The organism is Alteromonas sp. 1_MG-2023, from assembly GCF_030547075.1.
GTDB lineage: Bacteria > Pseudomonadota > Gammaproteobacteria > Enterobacterales > Alteromonadaceae > Alteromonas.
The window spans coordinates 162611-182177 of sequence record NZ_JAUOQH010000005.1 but is presented as its reverse complement, the minus strand read 5'-3'; the positions used below and the strand labels follow the sequence as shown (position 1 = coordinate 182177).

The 19567-nt window shown below is 44.6% G+C and carries 21 protein-coding genes; 15 read left to right on the top strand and 6 right to left on the bottom strand.

Annotation, left to right across the window (positions count from 1 at the left end; genetic code table 11):
- Nucleotides 1-281 precede the first annotated feature (281 nt).
- The gene (hslO, locus tag Q4561_RS07445) at nt 282-1181 is read right to left on the bottom strand and encodes an Hsp33 family molecular chaperone HslO (RefSeq protein ID WP_303458755.1); all 900 of its coding nucleotides are present in this window, start codon (nt 1179-1181) and stop codon (nt 282-284) included.
- 28 nt (nt 1182-1209) lie between these two features.
- A complete protein-coding gene (gene hslR / locus Q4561_RS07440; protein ID WP_303458753.1) occupies nt 1210-1605 on the bottom strand; it encodes a ribosome-associated heat shock protein Hsp15 in 396 nt (131 codons plus the stop codon).
- A gap of 136 nt (nt 1606-1741) precedes the next feature.
- On the opposite strand from hslR, the gene gspC reads away from it, so the two are divergent.
- The 12 genes from gspC to Q4561_RS07380 are packed head-to-tail and all read left to right on the top strand — an operon-like array spanning nt 1742 to nt 13124.
- The gene (gene gspC, locus Q4561_RS07435) at nt 1742-2680 is read left to right on the top strand and encodes a type II secretion system protein GspC (protein WP_303458751.1); all 939 of its coding nucleotides are present in this window, start codon (nt 1742-1744) and stop codon (nt 2678-2680) included.
- An 18-nt stretch (nt 2681-2698) separates the two neighbouring features.
- Nucleotides 2699-4744 (top strand): type II secretion system secretin GspD, encoded by a 2046-nt coding sequence (gene gspD, locus Q4561_RS07430; protein ID WP_303458750.1) that lies wholly within the window; start codon nt 2699-2701, stop codon nt 4742-4744.
- Between the two features lies 1 nt (nt 4745).
- On the top strand, nt 4746-6311 hold the full coding sequence (gene gspE, locus Q4561_RS07425) for a type II secretion system ATPase GspE (RefSeq protein ID WP_303459015.1): 1566 nt from the start codon (nt 4746-4748) through the stop codon (nt 6309-6311).
- A 1-nt stretch (nt 6312) separates the two neighbouring features.
- Nucleotides 6313-7539, top strand: a complete 1227-nt coding sequence (gene gspF / locus Q4561_RS07420) for a type II secretion system inner membrane protein GspF (RefSeq protein ID WP_303458749.1) — start codon at nt 6313-6315, stop codon at nt 7537-7539.
- A complete protein-coding gene (gspG, locus tag Q4561_RS07415) occupies nt 7539-7976 on the top strand; it encodes a type II secretion system major pseudopilin GspG (protein WP_303458748.1) in 438 nt (145 codons plus the stop codon). The genes gspF and gspG overlap by 1 nt, the downstream gene beginning before the upstream one ends.
- Before the next feature lie 9 nt (nt 7977-7985).
- The gene (gspH, locus tag Q4561_RS07410; RefSeq protein ID WP_303458747.1) at nt 7986-8630 is read left to right on the top strand and encodes a type II secretion system minor pseudopilin GspH; all 645 of its coding nucleotides are present in this window, start codon (nt 7986-7988) and stop codon (nt 8628-8630) included.
- Nucleotides 8627-9031 carry a type II secretion system minor pseudopilin GspI gene (gene gspI, locus Q4561_RS07405; RefSeq protein ID WP_303458745.1) on the top strand — a complete coding sequence of 135 codons (405 nt, stop codon included), beginning with the start codon at nt 8627-8629 and terminating at the stop codon, nt 9029-9031. Before gspH ends, gspI begins: the two co-directional genes overlap by 4 nt.
- On the top strand, nt 9031-9654 hold the full coding sequence (gspJ, locus tag Q4561_RS07400) for a type II secretion system minor pseudopilin GspJ (RefSeq protein ID WP_303458743.1): 624 nt from the start codon (nt 9031-9033) through the stop codon (nt 9652-9654). Before gspI ends, gspJ begins: the two co-directional genes overlap by 1 nt.
- The gene (gspK, locus tag Q4561_RS07395) at nt 9651-10694 is read left to right on the top strand and encodes a type II secretion system minor pseudopilin GspK (RefSeq protein ID WP_303458742.1); all 1044 of its coding nucleotides are present in this window, start codon (nt 9651-9653) and stop codon (nt 10692-10694) included. Before gspJ ends, gspK begins: the two co-directional genes overlap by 4 nt.
- On the top strand, nt 10694-11893 hold the full coding sequence (gene gspL, locus Q4561_RS07390; RefSeq protein WP_303458741.1) for a type II secretion system protein GspL: 1200 nt from the start codon (nt 10694-10696) through the stop codon (nt 11891-11893). Before gspK ends, gspL begins: the two co-directional genes overlap by 1 nt.
- Complete coding sequence (locus Q4561_RS07385; protein ID WP_303458739.1) at nt 11890-12369, top strand: type II secretion system protein M; 480 nt, start codon at nt 11890-11892, stop codon at nt 12367-12369. The genes gspL and Q4561_RS07385 overlap by 4 nt, the downstream gene beginning before the upstream one ends.
- Nucleotides 12366-13124, top strand: coding sequence for a type II secretion system protein N (locus Q4561_RS07380; protein WP_303458738.1), 759 nt, complete (start codon nt 12366-12368; stop codon nt 13122-13124). The genes Q4561_RS07385 and Q4561_RS07380 overlap by 4 nt, the downstream gene beginning before the upstream one ends.
- A 177-nt stretch (nt 13125-13301) precedes the next feature.
- Here Q4561_RS07380 and Q4561_RS07375 read toward each other — a convergent pair whose 3' ends face one another.
- From Q4561_RS07375 to yrfG, 4 genes are all read right to left on the bottom strand, one after another.
- The gene (locus Q4561_RS07375) at nt 13302-14327 is read right to left on the bottom strand and encodes an MBL fold metallo-hydrolase (RefSeq protein WP_303458736.1); all 1026 of its coding nucleotides are present in this window, start codon (nt 14325-14327) and stop codon (nt 13302-13304) included.
- 80 nt (nt 14328-14407) lie between these two features.
- Nucleotides 14408-15796 carry an NAD-dependent succinate-semialdehyde dehydrogenase gene (locus Q4561_RS07370; protein ID WP_303458734.1) on the bottom strand — a complete coding sequence of 463 codons (1389 nt, stop codon included), beginning with the start codon at nt 15794-15796 and terminating at the stop codon, nt 14408-14410.
- 255 nt (nt 15797-16051) lie between these two features.
- Nucleotides 16052-16594, bottom strand: coding sequence for an inosine/xanthosine triphosphatase (gene yjjX, locus Q4561_RS07365; protein WP_303458733.1), 543 nt, complete (start codon nt 16592-16594; stop codon nt 16052-16054).
- On the bottom strand, nt 16584-17279 hold the full coding sequence (gene yrfG / locus Q4561_RS07360) for a GMP/IMP nucleotidase (protein WP_303458731.1): 696 nt from the start codon (nt 17277-17279) through the stop codon (nt 16584-16586). Before yrfG ends, yjjX begins: the two co-directional genes overlap by 11 nt.
- Nucleotides 17280-17345: 66 nt before the next feature.
- Here yrfG and nudE point away from each other — a divergent pair, with 66 nt between their 5' ends.
- From nudE to Q4561_RS07345, 3 genes are all read left to right on the top strand, one after another.
- Nucleotides 17346-17909 carry an ADP compounds hydrolase NudE gene (gene nudE / locus Q4561_RS07355; protein WP_303458729.1) on the top strand — a complete coding sequence of 188 codons (564 nt, stop codon included), beginning with the start codon at nt 17346-17348 and terminating at the stop codon, nt 17907-17909.
- 3 nt (nt 17910-17912) lie between these two features.
- Nucleotides 17913-18761, top strand: a complete 849-nt coding sequence (gene cysQ, locus Q4561_RS07350; RefSeq protein WP_303458727.1) for a 3'(2'),5'-bisphosphate nucleotidase CysQ — start codon at nt 17913-17915, stop codon at nt 18759-18761.
- Nucleotides 18762-18837: 76 nt separating this feature from the next.
- On the top strand, nt 18838-19422 hold the full coding sequence (locus Q4561_RS07345; RefSeq protein ID WP_303458726.1) for a YceI family protein: 585 nt from the start codon (nt 18838-18840) through the stop codon (nt 19420-19422).
- The last annotated feature ends 145 nt before the right edge of the window (nt 19423-19567 follow it).

The following is a 19567-nucleotide window of genomic DNA, read 5'->3' as shown; positions in this document are numbered from 1 at the left end:
TTTCAATAGCACTTTCAAAAAGTATCATTTAATCGAGTCTAATGTAAATAAAGGGGTAGCGATATTTCTATCAAGAATACTGATTATTAATCTGGATCAACTTTCGAAAAAAACGTAATAAAATTACATTTTTATTTTGAGGGGGGAGACAAAACTGGATACGTGATATTTATATTAACTTCCCCTTACGACAAATGCCGTAAAGGGGAAGTGAATTAGAAGATTTGCGTTTTTTAAGGGCGAGTTGAGGGTAAGGAATGTTAAGGGTAAAAAGTCTACCCTTATTGATTAGTATCAGGTGAGGGTGCATTACCGCTATGAATCGCCTCAATATCGATGCTATCGAAACGATATTCTGCATGGCAATACTGACAATTCATTTTAATGTCGCCATCTTCTTTCACTATGAATAAAAGCTCTGCTTTATCTATATTACGAAGCGCTTCTGCACTGCGTTCCTTAGAACAAGTACACGCAAAGCTAACCGCTTTGGCTGGATACACTTCCACTTCTTCTTGGTGGTACAAGCGATAAAGAATATCTTCAACCGACAACGAGAACATTTCTTTTTCCGTTAAGGTTTCGGTCAAAGTCGCAATATGGTCAAACCCTGTTGCTTGAGTGATGTCAGTAGCGCTAGCATCTGTCGGCAATACTTGAAGAAGTACCCCTGCAGCTCTCGCGTTATCTTCATCTTGCAAGTCGGTCATTAGCTGTACACGGGTGGCTAACTGTTCTGACTGGGCGAAGTATTCTTCTAAACACTCAGCTAATGTTGGTTTGTCTAGTGCCACAATACCTTGATAACGCTCGCCTTCATCAGGAGTTATTGTCATTACCAATACCGCTTCGGTAAGTAACTCATCAAACGCTTCTGGAAGCGTTTCAAGGCTTTCATCCCAGCGGGCAACGCCACGAAATGTTTGTTCATGGGTGGCGTTAATTACCGCGTAACTTACTGGCCCTTTACTTTGAATTTGTAAGGCAATTTCACCTTTAAATTTAAGGGTGGCAGTTAAAAGAGACGTCGCTGCCGCTAACTGCCCTAACAAACGCTGAATTTGTACTGGGTATTCATAGCTGTGAACAATCTGCTTTAAGCTTTCATCTAAACGAACTAATTCGCCTCGAACGTTTGCTTGGGTAAATAAAAATCGGTGTAATTTATCAAAATCACTCATAAACTTGTCCTGGTAGGCAGCGTAGCTTTTACTGCTGCTTAAATTTAATAATTTGTCTGCGCTGTTTTTTATCTGGCCGATTTTCCGGCTTAGGACTGTGAAAAGCGTTCAATTTACGTGCAACCTGGTTTTCTTCACGTTTTGTTACACTTACTTCAGTTTCTTCATATAAACCAAGAGCAAGTGCAGCACTGAGTCTTTTATCACTTAACTTTTGAACAATAACTTCGCGGTTATCCCAACCTGAGGGAACTTTTACCACTGCACCAAGCTCTACACTCTTGCCGGGCTTAGTGCGTTGTCCGTTGTAGTGAACTTTTCCTGACTGAACCATGTCTCTGGCAATGGCGCGGGTTTTGAAGAACCTTGCTGCCCACAGCCACTTGTCCAGCCTCACATTTTGTGATGTATTGTTCGTTTCCATAATACCTTTGTAATAATTTCGTCACGGTGCAGCTTTAGTGTTGTGAGCCCCACCTCGACTAAGCTATGATGGGTTGGATAAAGCGCGATTAACCAAATTTTCACTTTAATAATAAGCAGTACCATCAAGTGGCGACATGACATTCGATAAACTCAATCCACAGTCTCTGGTTGTTTTTGTAAACCAGAACCAAAAACAACTTCACACGTTAATTGTGGTGCTGCTGAGCCTATATTTAATAGCCTTTGCCGCCAAGCTAATATGGCGAATTATACCTGAACCTCAATTATCTGCGACTCCTGCAGCGAGTTTTACGCCCAGACCTTCTACGGCTTCAGGGCAAAGTGGGGTCAATATACGCAAAATACAACAACTAAATTTATTTGGTAACGCAGCTGCGGTACCAAGAAAGGTAGATGAAGCCCCGGTTACCGATGCACCTGAGACTCGTTTGAACCTTACCCTTACTGGCGTAGTGGCAAGTTCGGATGAAGATTCTAGCACTGCGGTTATCGAAAATCGTAACAGCCAAGCGGTTTATGGTTTAGGTGAAAAAATAGAAGGCACTAATGCCACGTTGAAACAAGTATTCCGTGACAGAGTCATTATTAAAAACGGCGTTAGAAACGAAACGTTAATGCTTGATGGTATTGATTACGACGAAGCGAATAAGCGCCGTCAACAGCAAACTAGACGTCGCCCACAACCTGTACCTGATGTGCGAGACGAACCCGATGCTAGGCAGTTGAGTGAAGAAGCCATTGAAGCCACCGCTTCACTGCGAGAGCGCCCAGCTAGTTTTACCGACTTCATTTCGATTTCGCCTAAAACGGAAGAAGGCCAGCTTATCGGCTATCAAGTTAGCCCTGGTAAAGAGCCCGCATTATTTAAATCAGCAGGACTTCAGGCCGGCGATGTTATTGCACAAATTAACGGATTGGATCTGACAGACATGCAGCAATCCCAAGAAGCATTATCTGAACTTCGCAATGCTCAGAATATTGAACTTACGATCATTCGTGATGGCAGTTTTACTACGCTCTATCTCGATTTACCTGAGCCATCAGCAGAATAAGAATTAAAGGAAGACAGAATGAAAAGGCGCACCAGCCAAAAATTGTTATCTCGCCTAAGCACCGCCTTGTGTACGGCCCTACTGTGTTTCTCAGTAACAGCCGCTGAATATATGCCTAATTTTAAAGACACTGATATTAGTGAATTCATTAATATTGTGGGTAAGAACTTAGAGCGTACTATTATTGTCGACCCAAATGTCCGGGGTAAAATTAGCGTGCGAAGCTACGATATGCTGACTGAAGATCAGTATTATCAGTTCTTTCTAAACGTACTTCAGGTTTATGATTTCGCGGTAGTGGAAATGCCTAGCGGTATTTTGAAAGTTGTACGTTCAAAAGATGCTAAAACATCTAATATTCCTGTGGTAGAGGGGGCTGCTAAAGACGGTGATGAAATGATCACTCGCGTTGTACCTGTTTATAACGTACCGGTAAGAGAATTAGCCCCTATTTTACGCCAGCTTAATGACCAAGCAGGCGGTGGTAATGTAGTAAGTCACGACCCTTCAAATGTAATGATGATTACTGGCCGCGCAGCCGTAGTAAACCGCTTAGTTGAAATTATTGAGCGTGTTGACCGTGCAGGTGATGAAGAAGTAGAGATTGTGAAACTACGTTTCGCTTCAGCCTCTGAAATGGTGCGTATTATTGACAGCATCAACAAATCACAAGGCAAGACTAATACGGGTGCTAAATCAGACCCTCGTGTGGTAGCTGACGATCGCACAAACTCAGTGATTGTGAGCGGCGATATTAAAGCCCGCCAACGTTTAATAAATCTGATTGAGCGTATGGATCAGGAATTAGAAACCAACGGTAATACCCGAGTGATGTTTCTAAACTATGCCAAAGCAGACGATTTGGTAAAAGTACTCCAAGGGGTATCTGCCAGCATTCAAGCCGAAGAAAAAAGTGGTACTGCCAATAGCCGTACACCATCTAATCGCGATGTCAGCATTGATGCCCATGAAGATTCTAATGCGTTGGTGATCACTGCGGAACCTGACATGATGCGCTCGCTTGAAGAAGTGGTACGCCAGCTTGATATTCGCCGTGCACAAGTACAAGTTGAAGCCATTATTGTAGAAGTATTTGAGAGTGACGGCACTACCTTGGGTGTGCAATGGGTATCTGAAAGTGGCGGTGGTACTCAGTTTAGTAACGGCGTTATACCTGTTGGCTCTTTGGCGGTAGCGGTAAAAGAAGCGGAAGATACCACCACGGATGAAACTTACGTTACTGACGATGGAACCATTTACACAGTAACCGATACAGAAGAAGGCGATTATACTTCGCTAGCTAGTCTACTTGGCAGCGCGAATGGCTTAATTGCCGGTATTATTGATAATGGCTGGGGCGCAGTCGTACAAGCTGTAAGCACCGATACGAACTCAAACGTATTGGCCACGCCGCACCTTACTACTATGGATAACGAAGAAGCTTACTTCATTGTAGGTCAAGAAATTCCTATTATTACGGGTACTACAACCGGGTCGAATAACTCGAACCCTTTCCAAACCGTAGATCGCCAAGAAGTAGGTATTAAACTCAAAGTAACACCTCAAATTAACGAAGGCGATGCGGTACAACTGTTAATTGAACAGGAAGTATCAAGCGTAAGTGGTGCGACTTCGGTAGATATCTCTATCAACAAACGTGAAATTAAAACTACCGTTATTGTAGATGATGGTGGCACGATTGTTTTAGGCGGTTTGATAGACGAAGACGTTCAAGAAAGTGTGTCTAAAGTGCCTCTATTAGGTGATATCCCTATCATTGGTAATTTGTTTAAATCTACCTCGACCAGTAAACGTAAGCGTAACCTAATGGTATTTTTAAAGCCTACTATTGTACGTGACGGCGCTACCATGAATTCTATCAGTCATCGTAAGTACAACTACATTCGTGCCTTACAACTTAAGCGCCAGCAAGAAGGTATTTCTTTAATGCCTAATGCTGAAACGCCAAGCATGCCTAATTGGGATGATGAACTTTCTTTGCCACCATCGTTTGAAGAGTACTTAACGGAAAAAGACCACCTTAATGAAGAAGGTAAAGACTAAGATGGCTGGTCAAGACGAGCAACTCACCCTTGCGGTAGAGGCACAGGAAGAAGCGCTCGAAGCATTGGTTGACGAAGAAGGGCTACCAGAAGCGGTAGCTGGTCCTCGCCAGCTTTCATTTAGCTTTGCAAAGCGCAATCAGGTATTGCTTGAAACCAATGTCGACCCTGCTGTGCTGTACTTTACTGAAAACACGCCCTTTGAAGTATTTGCCGAAGTACGCCGCTTTTATGGCGAACCTTTCGTACCTAAAACCATAGCAGCTGATGAGTTTGAAGGCTTTCTTACCAGCGCGTTCCAGCGAGACAGTTCTGCGGCAAAGCAGTTAATGGAAGATTTAGGCAACGAAAGTGATTTGTTTGCCCTTGCTGAAGAATTACCTGATACCGAAGATTTATTAGATAACGAAGACGATGCCCCTATCATCAAGCTGATTAATGCCATGCTAGGTGAGGCAATTAAAGAAGGTGCATCGGATATTCACATCGAGACCTTTGAAAGCCAACTGGTGGTTCGATTTCGAGTAGATGGTGTATTACGCGAAATTTTACGCCCAAATCGTAAACTTTCTTCCATGCTGGTTTCTCGTATTAAGGTAATGGCGAAGTTAGATATTGCTGAAAAACGGGTTCCGCAGGATGGACGTATTACCCTTCGTATTGCAGGTCGTGCGGTAGATGTACGTGTGTCTACTATGCCTTCAAGCCATGGTGAGCGAGTGGTACTTCGTTTATTAGATAAAAACAACGCGCGGTTAAACCTAAAAGACTTAGGCATGACCCAGCAAAACCGCGACCATTTTTCTTCGTTAATTAGAAAACCTCACGGTATTATTTTGGTTACCGGCCCAACAGGTTCAGGTAAAAGTACCACCTTATATGCGGGCTTAAGCGAAATTAACTCTCGCGACCGTAATATTTTAACCGTAGAAGATCCTATCGAATTCGATTTACCTGGCATAGGGCAAACACAAGTTAACCCTCGTGTAGATATGACCTTTGCTCGCGGTCTTCGAGCGATTTTGCGTCAAGATCCCGATGTGGTGATGGTAGGTGAAATTCGAGACGTAGAAACGGCACAAATTGCGGTACAGGCCAGTTTAACTGGTCACTTAGTGTTATCCACCCTTCACACCAATACGGCGGCTGGCGCCATCACCCGTTTAGAAGACATGGGTATTGAGCCATTCTTGTTGTCTTCGAGTTTGCTAGCGGTTTTATCACAGCGCCTAGTGCGTACCCTGTGTAAAGAATGTAAGACCCCTCACACGCCCGACCCTCAAGAGTGTGAAGCTCTTAATATTGATGCCGATAGCAACTTTACCATCTACCAACCCCACGGCTGCGCCGCATGTAATCAAACCGGTTACAGAGGTCGTACAGGTATTCACGAGCTATTACTGGTGAATGAGAAAGTGCGCGAAATGATGCATGAAGGCGTGGGTGAACAGGCCATTGAAAAATATATCAGGCACTCTACGCCCAGTATTCGGGATGATGGGTGTCGTAAGGTACTTGCAGGTGTTACCTCTTTAGAAGAAGTCCTGCGTGTAACCAAGGAGGATTAGTATGGCCGCCTTCGCTTATAAAGCGGTAAACAACCGTGGCCGTAACGCAAATGGTGTACTGGAAGGTGATAACGCTCGCCAAGTGCGCCAGCAACTGCGTGAAAAAGGCCTCATTCCTTTAGAAGTAGAACAAGTTACCGAGCGCGGAAAAAGTGACGCTAAAAGTGGTGGCTTCTCGTTTTTTAAACCGAGAATTTCAGCCTCAGATCTCGCCCTGTTAACGCGCCAAATGGCCACCTTGGTAGAATCTGCCTTACCGGTAGAAGAAGCCTTACTGGCAGTTGCCGAGCAGTGTGAAAAGCCCCGTCAAAAGAACATGATGATGGCCGTTCGAAGCAAAGTGGTAGAAGGTCATGGTTTAGCCGATGCGCTATCTGAATTTCCTAGTGTGTTTGACGACTTGTACCGCGCCATGGTGGCGGCAGGTGAAAAATCCGGTCACTTAGACACGGTGCTTAATCGCCTTGCCGATTACACAGAACGACGCCAGCAAACTCGCAGTCAAATTACCCAAGCACTTATTTACCCTTCACTTATGCTGTTTTTCGCCTTCGGCATAGTGATGCTATTGCTTACCGTGGTTGTGCCTAAAATTGTGGGCCAGTTTGATCACATGGGGCAAGACCTTCCCGGTATCACCCAAGTCCTTATTTCGGTGAGTACCTGGCTACAAAATTACGGCCTTATTTTGCTGATTGTCGTGTTGATACTAGCGGTAATTGTTCAGCGCGTGCTTCAACAAAAAAAGATGAAGTTAAGATTTCACAAAGTGATTTTGAAACTTCCGCTTATTGGTAAAGTTTCTCGCGGGCTTAATACCGCTCGTTTTGCACGTACTTTGAGTATTTTAAGCGCCAGTGCAGTGCCCTTACTTGAATCTATGCGTATTTCCGGTGATGTACTTGAAAATCAACACATTAAGAATCAGGTGGCCGATGCTGCCGTTAATGTAAAAGAAGGGAGCAGCTTGCGCGCTGCCCTCGATAACACAAAAATTTTCCCGCCAATGATGATGCACATGATTGCATCTGGTGAAAAATCTGGCGAATTACAGCAAATGCTTGGCCGCGCCGCCGATAACCAAGATAGGGAATTTGAAGCCCTTATTGGTGTCTCACTAAAAGTATTTGAACCTCTACTTATCGTGTCGATGGCTGGCATAGTGCTGTTTATCGTAATGGCAATTTTGCAGCCTATTTTGGCCTTAAACAATATGGTGAATATCTGATGAAAACCTTAAAACGTAGTTCTGGATTTAGTTTGATTGAAGTAATGGTGGTGCTGCTCATCATTGGTATCATGGCCTCAATGGTAGCCCCCCAAATTTTGGGTAACCAAGAAGTTGCACAGCTTAAAAAAGCGGCGGTGGATATTCAGCAAATGGAAAGCGCCCTTGAGATGTACAAGCTGCGTAACAATAGCTTCCCTACTACCGAGCAAGGGTTAGAAGCCTTAGTTACAGCGCCAACCCTTGATCCAATTCCAAGAAACTATCCTGACGGCGGCTTTATTAAACGTTTACCTGAAGATCCGTGGGGCAATCCTTATGCGTTAATTAGCCCAGGAGAGTTAGGGGTAGTAGATATCTACTCTAACGGCCCAGACGGTGAAGCCGGTACCGATGACGACATTGGTAACTGGAACATCAACGAATACCTAAACTAAGTCATTCTTATGCCAGCCCGTCCGCGCCCTGATTTCAAGCACAGCTTCAACAAGAGCATTGGCTTCACCTTATTAGAAGTGATGTTGGTGTTGTTGCTTATGGGCTTGGCGGCGGGTTATGTGATGTTCAATGCGTTTGGCGCCAGTAAGGCTGATTTATTAAAAAGCCAAGCTCAACGTTTGCAAGTGCTCGTGGATATGGCCAGCGATTACGCCGTGCTCAATCAGCAGCAACTTGGTATTCGTGTTGAACAGAAAGATAATGAATACTATTTTGTCGTGTTAGATGAAAATGATGAATGGCAACGTATTGAAGGTGAGAAATACTATGAACCTCACACGTTACCTGATGGTTTCTCGTTTACCCTTAATTTAGATGACTTGCCTTGGACGAACGAAGATCAGCTTTTTGATAGAGGGATTTTCGACGAAACTTTAAGCGTGTCTGAAGACGGCGTTGAAATTGGCAGCGAGGAAGAGAAGAAACTGCCACCGCCACAAATACTAATTATGTCTAGCGGCGACATTACGCCATTTAGTCTTATGTTTGCTTACGACGGCGATTATAACGACGACCCTGTCTACTTTGCGCTAAATAATGAAGAGTTCCCGCCACTGGAATTATCTGGCCCTCTTGAGAGCCCTGATCAATGAGCCGTATTTATGCGCGAGCATTATTTCGCCAACAAGGTATGACTTTACTTGAAGTCATGGTGGCACTGCTTATTTTCGCCTTAACCGGTACGGCTATTCTAAAAGCCGCGGGTGATCACTTAAATAACGTAGGGCAAATAGAAGCGGTAACCTTTGCAAACTACGTTGCTAGCAACCGATTGAACCAATTACAACTTGATGATACTTGGCCACCTAAGAATAATTTAAAGGGCAGCATGGACATGGCTGACCGCACTTGGTACTGGCAACAAAAAGTCACTAAAACCACCGATGACGATTTACGCTCGGTAAGCGTAACTGTGGGTTTGAGTTCTGATTACGCTAGCAGTGTTACTTCAGTTACCACCTTTGTGGCAAAGCCCACCAGCACAGGTATTTGATGAAGCAGCGCGGGTTCACCCTTATTGAAATCCTTATCGCCATGGCTATTTTCACGCTAATTGGTTTGGCATCTACAGGTTTGCTAACCACGGTAATTGATAGCAACGACCTATCAAGCGAACGCTTTGAAAAATTACAACAACTACAACGTGCCATGGTCATTATCGAACGCGACATTCAACAAGCAGTACCACGACCAGTTCGCGCTGAAGGGGAAACCCAGAACGTAGTGATGGCCGGCGGTGATGTAGATGACAGTGATGGCGATGGTATTGGCTTTGTGCGCGGCGGCTGGCATAACCCCCAACTAATGCTGCCCAGAAGTACCTTACAATACGTGGCTTATCGATTAGAAGAAGACCGCTTAGAGCGTATTTACAGTAATTACGTAGATAATGTTATTGGTTATGAACCCAAAGTACGTACGCTGCTTGAAAATATTGAGAGCTTTACCGTTGAGTTTATTAGCGCTGAAAGCAGTACCGAAGACAGCGACGATTTAAGTTGGAGTGAGAGCTATCAAGGTGAAGCGTTACCCACCGCTGTGGCTATTGAGTTTGTGAGTAAGGATTTTGGTTTAATACGCCGAGAGTTTGTTTTGACAGGGGGCTCGGCATCATGAGCACGCCGATTAAAACCCCTATCAAAGTACTGAGCAAAACGCCTAGCTCACTACCTTCTCGTCAGCAAGGCGTGGCGCTAATGATAGTACTTATGATTGTGGCGCTAGTCTCTGTATTGGCCACTGAAATGGGCACCCGCTTACAGCTGCAAGTACAGCGCACTATGAATATTAAAGACAGTAACCAAGCCTACTGGTATGCCATGGGGGCCGAGGCCTTCGCGCGAAAATCAATTCAAACTTTAATGGAAGAAACCGGTGACAAAATAGCGCTAAACCAGCCTTGGGCCCAGGAGTTTATGTACCCTCTAGAAAATGGCGGTTTGCAAGCGACCCTTACCGACCTTCAAGCATGTTTTAACTTAAACGCTATTTTGCAAGGTAGCGCTAGCACAAACGTTGATAGTGGCGACGGGGCAACCGAAGCTATGGATGCGTTTCACACCATGCTGTTAGCCCTTGAAATTGATGATATAGACAGCTTTACTGCCGATACGGTACGCGACAGTTTAGCCGACTGGATAGACGATGATGACAACATGCGTCCCTATGGCGCTGAAGACAGCGAATACGAGTCGAAGGAATTTCCTTATTTGGCTGCTAATGGATTACTGGCATCAACAAGCGAATTGCGTATTATTAACGGTGTATCTCCGGTGTGGCTAAATGAAATATTACCTTTAGTTTGCGTCATTCCAGATAACGACACCTTAGCGATTAACGTAAACACCATTGATGAAGAGCATGCCGCATTGTTAGCAGGTTTAACCGGATTGGATTTGCAACAAGCCGCCACTTTGCTGGGTAGTCGCCCCCAAGATGGTTGGGACGATGTAGAAACGTTTTTGGCCGAACCGAGTATTGAAGCATTAAGTTTATCCGATAGCCAAAAAGGCTGGTTTACGGTAACCACTGAGTATTTTATTTTGCACACTAAGACCCGTTACAATAAAGCCACGTTTCAACTTTCTACTGTATTTAACGCAAGTAGTGACGCGGGCGTAAGTATAATAAAGCGCGAGTTTGGAGGCGTAAAATAATGGAACAACTCCTGATTAGGTTAGGTGCCACCGAGGCCGACCCAATTAGCTGGCTGGTGTGGTCAACAACAGAAGAAGAAATTATTGCTTCTGGTGAGCTGGCCAATGCCAACGCCCTTTCCACTTTAACGGAACGCGCTGGGCATCGCGCAGTGATTGCATTAGCGCCTAGCAGTGAAATTTTACTTAAGTGGGTAACTTTGCCGCCAAGAGCGGGCAGAAAAGTACTTTCCGCTTTACCCTTTATGCTTGAAGACGAACTTGCTACCGATATTAGTGAGCAGTTTTTTGCCATTGGCCCCAAAGCGGGAGATAGCCAAGCGGTGGCCGTGGTTAGCCACGCAAAACTTCAAATGTGGCAGCAATGGCTAGCTGATGCAGGTATGTTCTGCAGCCACCTTATTCCAGATGTATTAGCGGTACCGGTAACAGAGAATGGCTGGTCGGTACTTACCTTAGGCGAGCAAATGCTAGTTCGCCAAGATACTTTTCAAGGTATTCAAGGTGAGCAAGCATGGTTGTTACCTACCTTAGGCCACTTTACTAGCCAACAAGATACACCCGTTGTTATTACTAATTACGCGGGCATTGATTTAAGCGGTATACCAAACATTACCGTAGATGATGCTCCCCTTGAGCTTCCCATGCATGTTCTGGCTAAAGAGGCGATGTCGAGCAGCTTTAACTTGCTTCAGGGCGAGTACAAAGTAAATCGCACTCGTAATAATGTATGGGCGCAGTGGCGCGTAGCAGCAGTATTGGCGGTATTAGTGTTGTGTACAAGTCTGGTTGATAAAACCGTGACTTTGTATCAGCTCAAATCTGAGAACGCAGCGCTCACCAGCGAAATAGATCAGGCCGTAAAAGCCGGTTTTCCGAATATTGGCGTTTACCGCAATGTTAGGCTTAAGCTGCAATCTGAACTGGATAAGTTATCAAGAAGCGGCGGCGATGCCTCTATGTTGATTATGTTAGATCAACTCTCAGATGCTTTTGCCAGCACGCAAGTGAAGCCGCAGACATTACGTTTTGACGCTACTCGCACCGAAATACGCATTCAAGCGCAAGGTAAAAGTTTTGAGGCATTAGAGCAGTTTCGCCGCGAAGCTGAAGGCGCTGGTTTTACCGTAGAGCAAGGTGCCATCAATAACCGTGACGATAACGTTATTGGCACAGTATCAATTAGGAGTGTGTTGTGAACGCACTAATCAGCAAATTTAAAGCGCTTACCGAGCGCGAGCAAATACTGGTCATGATCTCGGCTGTGGTAGTGGTCATTGGCTTATTTTATTTTTTAGTATGGTCGCCCCTTAATGCGTCTTTGCATCAGCAAAAGCAATTGCTTGATAACCAGCAAAGTTTGCTGGTTTGGGTAAAAGACAGTGCCGTTCGCGCCCAACAGCTTAGAAGAAGCAGCAATACTACGGCCCCTTTTAGAGGTTCGTTACCCCAAGCGGTTAACCGAACCACATCAAGGCACAGCATAGATATTTCTCGTATGCAGCCGCAAGATGATGAATTACAAGTTTGGATTGACGAAGCACCGTTCAATGACGTGCTTGAGTGGTTAAAAACGCTAGAAGGTATGGGCATTGTCATTATTCAGGCCGATATTGCCGAAGCAGATAATCCGGGTTACATCAAAGTTCGCCGTTTACAGTTAGGAAAAGCATGAAGTCTAAGTTTGGTTGGCTAGTAGGTGGCATTATTGCCTTTCTCATTTTCGCTATTGCTTATATGCCTGCTATCCACGTGATTGGCAGAGTAGATTTGCCAAAAAATGTTTCTATTAGCGGTGTGAGTGGCACCCTATGGTCGGGCAAGGCGCAATCGGTAGTGCTCAACGGGCTACCTATTAACAACGTGAATTGGGAACTTAGCCCCCTTGCGTTGCTGATTGGAAACGTGAGTGCGCATGTAAATGCGGGGAACATTCGCGATGCGAACGATATTGCATTCGATGGCCCATTTAAAATCAGCTTGTTTAACTTAGAAAAAGTAGAAACTACCAATTTTTCGGTGTATCTGCCGGTAGACAGAGTATTAGCACAAGTGAATTTGCCCTTGCCGGTTAACGCCAGTGGACGATTCAAAGTTAGACTTGATGAACTCACTTTTGGCCCACAGTGTGAGGCATTACAGGGTACAGGTGATTGGCTAAACGCGTCGGTAGCTGGCACACAAGGTCCGATAGATTTTGGCACCTATTCTGCCAAGCTTCGCTGTGTGGGTGACGATATTGGTATTGTGGTAAGCGAGCCAAACATGCTTGGCTTGTCTATTGATGCCGTAGTTAGCCCAGACATGAAAAAATTCAAAGTGGATGGGAAATTTAAGCCTGATGACAGCCTTCCAGAAGAGGTGCATCAAGCGTCTAAATTCTTCGGTCAGCCTGATGCTAAAGGCTACATTGCCATCAAATTACAGTAGATGGTACGGGATAGCGCTAAGCGGTCGGAACCGCTACTAAAAAATTCATTAGACTTTAGCGTGCTCGTTAAACATAAATCCACCTGTTGATGACTTTACTTAGCGGCTTTGCCTACTGATTTTACTTAGCAGCTTTGGTTAACGGTTTTGATTAACGGCTTTAGTTAGCCGCTTAGTTTAACGGCTTTCCTCATTAGGAAGGTCGCTAACTAAAGGAATATTCATCAAATCTTGCGCGGCGAATACGCGACCTGGAGCTATTACCGCAATGGCTTCGGTCAGCGCATCTAATCCAGCTTCACTGCGCTTCATAATGTGTGAAAGCACAACTCGTTTAGCCTCTGCATCTTTCGCTATTTGAATAACCTGCTTCGGTGTCATATGCAAATTAGTAGCTGCGCTACCTGAATGCCTTTCCATATCCTCAATCGCATTGTGAAGCACTAAAACATCAGCTAGCTTTGCAAAGCTAGCCAAGGTGCCATCGGCATCATTGGTGTCACCAGAGAACACCGCTACACACTCATCAATGGTCACTTTCCACGCCAGTGCGGGAATAGGCCCGTGATATACAGACATAGATTCAATACTGATAGCATCATTAACTTGTGTACTGAACGCGTTATCTACAATTGAATGCGCAGTCACTTGATAGTCATCTTCACCTTCTTGCGTATAAGAAGATAAATATTTAAACGCCCCATCCTTACCAATTAGCGCGTCAAGATATGCTTGAGTGCTTGGCATAACATCATTACCGCTTGGACCATAAACCGTTAAGTTGGTATCCCGACTTCCAAAGTAGCTGCCTTTAATAAAACTGGGTAAATCAGCTGCATGGTCGGTATGTAAATGAGATAGCAAAATAGTATCTATGTCAGCAAAATCAGCACCCGACTCGCCAAACTGAACACTGCTACCGCTTCCAACATCCACCAGCACTTTCGCTTTATCATCTTGCCAAAGAAGGTAAGACGTTGACGTGCGGCCATCATCAAGTTCTGGCCCACCAGAGCCTAAAATCTGTAATGAAACACCTTCGCATGTGATTGCGTTATCTTGTATCTGCTCAGCAGATACAAAAAAGGCTGAGGTACATAACCCCAACCCAATAACTATAGATCTGATACTTATAGATTTAATACCTATAAATCTAGTGCGAATGGCACTGGCTGAAATAGACTTTTTGGATGTGACTAGCATACTACTTACTCCTAATTCAGCGCTGTGCAGTGCCGCAACCCAAACAACTTGGGCTGTGGCACAACATCACACTAATGCGCTTAGCTGTTACTCTGCTCTGCAATCATAATGGTTTTAATATTTACAAACTCTCGCATACCATAGCCACCATGTTCTCGGCCATAACCACTGTCCTTAACACCACCAAACGGCAGGTTAGGTTGTGCTAGTGAGTAGCCATTAATATTAACCATACCAGTATCGAACTCATTTTTAGCGAGGGCGATAGCGTTATCGGTATCCGTACTAAAGATACCACCACCAAGGCCATAACGTGAGTCATTAGCCACTGTCATCGCTTCTTTATCGTCTCGAACGCGAATAAGCGATGCTACAGGGCCGAATAATTCATCGTCGTACGCAGGCATACCTGGTGATACATTTTCTAGTACCGTAATAGGGTAGAAATAACCGCTACTGTCCGGTACTTCACCGCCTAACGATAAAGTTGCACCTGCATCAAGCGACGCTTTAACTTGGTCATGCAATTCATCACGTAAATCTTCACGTGCCATAGGGCCAAGATCAGTATTCTCGTCTGATGGGTCACCCACTTTAAGCTTTTTACACTGAGCTACAAACTTGTCTCGAAACTCGTCATAAATGCTATCTACAATCACAAAGCGTTTAGCTGCTACACAGGTTTCGCCGTTATTGATAACTCGGCCCATAATGCAGGTTTCAACTGCTTGGTCGATATCGGCATCAGCCAGTACAATAAACGCATCGTTACTGCCTAGTTCCATTACTGTCTTTTTCGACAAACTGGCTGCTTCTTTAGCAACTTGTTTACCCACTTCGTCACTACCCGTAAAGGTTACACCGCGAACATGCTTATGTTTAATTAAGTCGCTTGCCGTACCGCCATCAATGAGTAGAGATTGATAGACATTTTTAGGGAATCCCGCGTCTTCATACATTTGCTGAATTGCGACTGCCATTCCAAATACATTTTTTGCGTGTTTTAGTACGGTAGTATTGCCAGCCATAATGTTTGAAACGCTGTAGCGAATAACTTGATAAAGAGGGAAGTTCCAAGGCTGAATACCTAAAATCACACCGATAGGTTGATAACTAATGATGGCACGGCCACCTTCAAAGATTCGGTGTTCATCTTCAAGAATTTCTGCGCCATGTTCTGCAGTATATCTACAGATATTTGCGCACAGTTGCACTTCTTGCTTACCTTGCTCAGTTACCTTACCCATTTCTCGGGTCATCAGGCTGGTTAAATCGTCGATACGATCTTCCATTAAATCAGCAAGGTTATTAAATAATTGGGCACGGGCTTCGAAAGACGTTCTGCGCCAGTTTAAATAAGCTTCTTGAGAGCGGGTTACCGCTTGCTCTGCATCATCCGCTGACATCAAATGATAATGATCTAGTTTCTCACCAGTTGCGGGGTTGTACGTGTTAATCGTCTCGCTCATTGTCACACTCCTTAATCCGTTTGTGATGGTAAGTAGTGCAACTACAACGCCAGATCAGCCAGCCTTATTTTTCCAGCCAGATATCAACAACATAGACTAAAGAATAAACATTGTGAGCGAATTTCAATAAAAGCCCGATAAGAAATTATTACGGAAATTCGCCGTCATTTCGGTAGGGCTTACAGAGTATTTTGAAGTCAAACACTGCTATTTACGTTGTCATTTTAAGGCAAGTAGCAGTGTTATTTTGTCCTATCAATCGGTGTATAAATCGGGGAAATGAAACTTTGCCATGGCGAGTGTAAGAGCAACTTCATAAACACTTTGTCTAGAAGCATGATTAAGGGTAAGCAAGCCAATCGCTCCCCCTTTTTGCTTCACGTTGGTGGTATTGAACAACTTATCCATGACAGGGCCTAACTCTTCGCCCCGCTGCAACGCTTGATATACACTAACCGGTAACGGCAAGTTGGCACTTCGACCTATAGACATGCGCCCCCCGTTAGAGATAACCACATAAGCAAAGGTTGCAGGGCCATCTTCGAATACGTCTACGCCACCTTCTATAGCCACATACCAAGCGTCGTTTGTTTCATCCTCATGTATATCAATAAGCGCTTTTACGCGGTTTACTGCACCTAAACGTGTTTCTTCTTCGCTCATAGGCTGCTCAGAAACACCGCTGGGTACGCCAACCTCATAAACATCAAAGTCCTGCTCTAAGGTAATCGATAACGTAATGAGGGCAGCATTTACTTTGACGGGGTTTTTAGACCCTACAAATAATTTACTCAGCATGGTTGCCTCTAACAGGGTTAGCCAAAATATCATCTAGCATTAGCCGGTAGTCGGTCACAGCAGGGAATTCTTTAATATTGCGGTTCGGTAACGTGTGATCAGGATTATCAACCGCAAGAAGATGTTGTATGCCGAACTCTTTCGCCGCATCTAAAATCCGAATGGTGTCATCAACAAATAAGGTTCGCGCCGGATTGAAATTTAAACGAGCATGCAGCTTCTGCCACAGTAGCTGCGACTCTTTGGTAACACCAAACTCATGGGTGGAAATTAAGTTATCAATATGTGCATCTAACTGCGTGCGCTCTATTTTTAACGACAAGCTACCTGGGTGCGCATTGGTCACTAATACTACCTGACGACCAGACTGATGCAAGGCCTCTAAAAAAGGAACGGTATCAGGGCGAATTTCAATTAAGTGCGCCAATTCACGCTTTATCGGCATAATATCGATATCCAGTGTTTCTGCCCAATAATCTAGGCAATACCACTGAATTTGGCCATGCACTTTCTCATAATGCGAGGCCATCATGTCGCGACATTCTTGTTCGGGAATACCTTTAATTTCAGCCAAACGCGTAGGTAAATGGTCAAGCCAAAATCGGTTGTCGTAGTGTAAATCTAGTAGGGTGCCGTCCATATCTAACAACACCGTATCAATTTCATTCCAGGGCAGAAAGGGCAAGCGATTTTCCTTATAATGAAGTAAGCTAGTTACAGTAGGTATGATAACAAAGTTGTAGCGAGAGACATGCGAAAAATTGACCCGAACAAGCCGTTACCGCAAATTCACCATCGGGAAATTGTTGCCCAAAGTAAGCTTTTTCGAGTAGAGCGCCTAGACTTAGAGTTTTCTAATGGTGCAACGCGAGAATTCGAACGGATGGCTGGAGGCAATCGTGGCGCTGTCATGATTGTTCCCATGATTGATGATGAGACCATGGTACTTATTCGTGAATATGCCGCAGGGACTCACTCCTATCAACTTGGCTTTCCAAAAGGACTTATCGACCCGGGTGAAACCGCCCTTGAAGCCGCCGATAGAGAATTAAAAGAAGAAGCCGGTTATGGTGCGAATGACCTCTTTGAACTACACAAAGTTAGCATGGCACCTACCTTTTTTAATGCCAACATGACCATTGTAGTAGCAAGAGATTTATACCCTAAACAATTAGAGGGTGATGAACCAGAGCCATTAGAAGTAATTCATTGGCCACTTGCTGAAGCAGATGCCTTGCTGGCTCGCGAAGATTTTATTGAAGCCCGTTGTATTGCTGCGCTGTTACTTGCTCAAAAATGGTTGAAGGACCAATAGATTATGCCCGATGAACACCCCCACAGCGAACTATTAGAGCTCGCAAAAACTGTCGCCGTTGAAGCCGGTGAAGCTGTGCTTAAAGTGTATGATAAAGGCGATTTTGACGCTTACCAGAAAGAAGATGATTCTCCGGTTACCAGCGCCGACTACCTTGCTAACGATATTATCACCCAACGCTTGAGCGCTGCTACTCCCGACATTCCTATCCTGTCTGAAGAAAACAAGCATGCCAGTTTAGAAGAGCGAAAGGATTGGCCACGTTACTGGCTTATCGACCCTATCGACGGTACGCAAGAATTTATTGCCAGAAGCGGCGACTTTGCGGTGAACATCGCCCTTATTGAAAATAATCAGCCTAAAATTGGGGTTATTTTCTGGCCACCAGGGCAGTCGTTATATTTTGCTGAAAAAGGCAAAGGGGCATTTAAATCATCCCCCGACGGCGAAGAGAAAATTGCCGTACGTAAACTCGACGACCCTAAAAATAGCGTGGTCATGATTGCCATTAGCCGCAGGCAAAGCCGTGAAAAGGTATTAGGTCGCATGTGCGCTAAACGGGTTTACCAAACTCTGCCATTAGGTAGTTGTTCGCTTAAAGCCTGTTTTATTGCGGAAGGTAAAGCGGATGTATTTATGCGAATTGGCGTAACCGGTGAGTGGGACACAGGCGCATCTCAGTGCATTGTTTCTGAAGCGGGCGGTAGTATTGTAGCGGCTAACTTTGAACCACTCACGTATAACCAGCGTCATTCGCTAGAGAACCCAGATTTTGTGGTAATGGGCGATCAAAGAGTGCCATGGAAAGATGTTGTCCAGTATAATGACTTTGTAAACCCTCATCGTAATTAATACGTTAGGTTATTTGGTCTATGCCATCTTCGAGAAGTCTCGAGTGGACATTATTATTTTTTAAAGGAGTAATATTATGGTGACGACACGTATTCGTAAGGTAACAACAGCCTTACTCGCATGCGGTCTTGCGTTTCCTGCACTTGCTGACTGGAGCATAGATGGCGACACCAGTTCTTTGCATTTCCTTTCTACCAAGAATTCACAAGTTACCGAAGTTCACAAATTCGACAACTTTGACGGCAGTTTATCTACTGCTGGAAAATTGCGTGTGACGGTTAACTTAGCTTCGGTAAATACTTCCATTGATATTCGCAATACACGAATGCAAGAAATGCTATTCAATGTGAGCGAATTTGCTGACGCTACCTTCGACGCTACCTTGCCTGAATCAATGCTAAATTTAGCAGAGGGTGAAGTGGCTAGCGGTAAAGTTGACGGCATTTTAACGCTGCATGGTATGGCTGTACCTACTAGCTTCTCAGTCGTGGCAAGCAAAGTAGACGCAGACACCCTAACGGTTTCAACAACCGCGCCAACGCTAATTAAAGCAGAATCCTTTGGATTAAAGGCAGGTATTGAAGCGTTGCAAAAAATTGCAGGGCTTAACAGCATCACCACCACTGTACCTGTTTCTTTTTCAGTAACTTTCACCCAGTAAGCGAAAGTTATAACGAAAACTGGGGCAGCGATGAACGTGCCCAACTAAAAAAGCCGGGGCTTCAAATTGAAGCGACCCGGCTTTTTTGTTTATATTGCTAGAGTGGGATAAAACTTACCTCACTCTAGCGTTCTTCGTACATGGA

Bases quoted from the DNA above. Each gene is read 5' to 3' on its own strand.
- gspJ (WP_303458743.1), top strand. From the start codon at position 9,031: ATGAAGCAGCGCGGGTTCACCCTTATTGAAATCCTTATCGCCATGGCT.
- hslR (WP_303458753.1), bottom strand. From the start codon at position 1,605: ATGGAAACGAACAATACATCACAAAATGTGAGGCTGGACAAGTGGCTG.
- gspG (WP_303458748.1), top strand. From the start codon at position 7,539: ATGAAAACCTTAAAACGTAGTTCTGGATTTAGTTTGATTGAAGTAATG.
- Q4561_RS07345 (WP_303458726.1), top strand. From the start codon at position 18,838: ATGGTGACGACACGTATTCGTAAGGTAACAACAGCCTTACTCGCATGC.
- Q4561_RS07370 (WP_303458734.1), bottom strand. From the start codon at position 15,796: ATGAGCGAGACGATTAACACGTACAACCCCGCAACTGGTGAGAAACTA.
- yjjX (WP_303458733.1), bottom strand. From the start codon at position 16,594: ATGCTGAGTAAATTATTTGTAGGGTCTAAAAACCCCGTCAAAGTAAAT.
- Q4561_RS07380 (WP_303458738.1), top strand. From the start codon at position 12,366: ATGAAGTCTAAGTTTGGTTGGCTAGTAGGTGGCATTATTGCCTTTCTC.
- gspE (WP_303459015.1), top strand. From the start codon at position 4,746: ATGGCTGGTCAAGACGAGCAACTCACCCTTGCGGTAGAGGCACAGGAA.
- cysQ (WP_303458727.1), top strand. From the start codon at position 17,913: ATGCCCGATGAACACCCCCACAGCGAACTATTAGAGCTCGCAAAAACT.
- gspH (WP_303458747.1), top strand. From the start codon at position 7,986: ATGCCAGCCCGTCCGCGCCCTGATTTCAAGCACAGCTTCAACAAGAGC.
- gspI (WP_303458745.1), top strand. From the start codon at position 8,627: ATGAGCCGTATTTATGCGCGAGCATTATTTCGCCAACAAGGTATGACT.
- gspF (WP_303458749.1), top strand. From the start codon at position 6,313: ATGGCCGCCTTCGCTTATAAAGCGGTAAACAACCGTGGCCGTAACGCA.
- gspC (WP_303458751.1), top strand. From the start codon at position 1,742: ATGACATTCGATAAACTCAATCCACAGTCTCTGGTTGTTTTTGTAAAC.
- Q4561_RS07375 (WP_303458736.1), bottom strand. From the start codon at position 14,327: ATGCTAGTCACATCCAAAAAGTCTATTTCAGCCAGTGCCATTCGCACT.
- hslO (WP_303458755.1), bottom strand. From the start codon at position 1,181: ATGAGTGATTTTGATAAATTACACCGATTTTTATTTACCCAAGCAAAC.
- gspD (WP_303458750.1), top strand. From the start codon at position 2,699: ATGAAAAGGCGCACCAGCCAAAAATTGTTATCTCGCCTAAGCACCGCC.
- nudE (WP_303458729.1), top strand. From the start codon at position 17,346: ATGCGAAAAATTGACCCGAACAAGCCGTTACCGCAAATTCACCATCGG.
- gspL (WP_303458741.1), top strand. From the start codon at position 10,694: ATGGAACAACTCCTGATTAGGTTAGGTGCCACCGAGGCCGACCCAATT.
- gspK (WP_303458742.1), top strand. From the start codon at position 9,651: ATGAGCACGCCGATTAAAACCCCTATCAAAGTACTGAGCAAAACGCCT.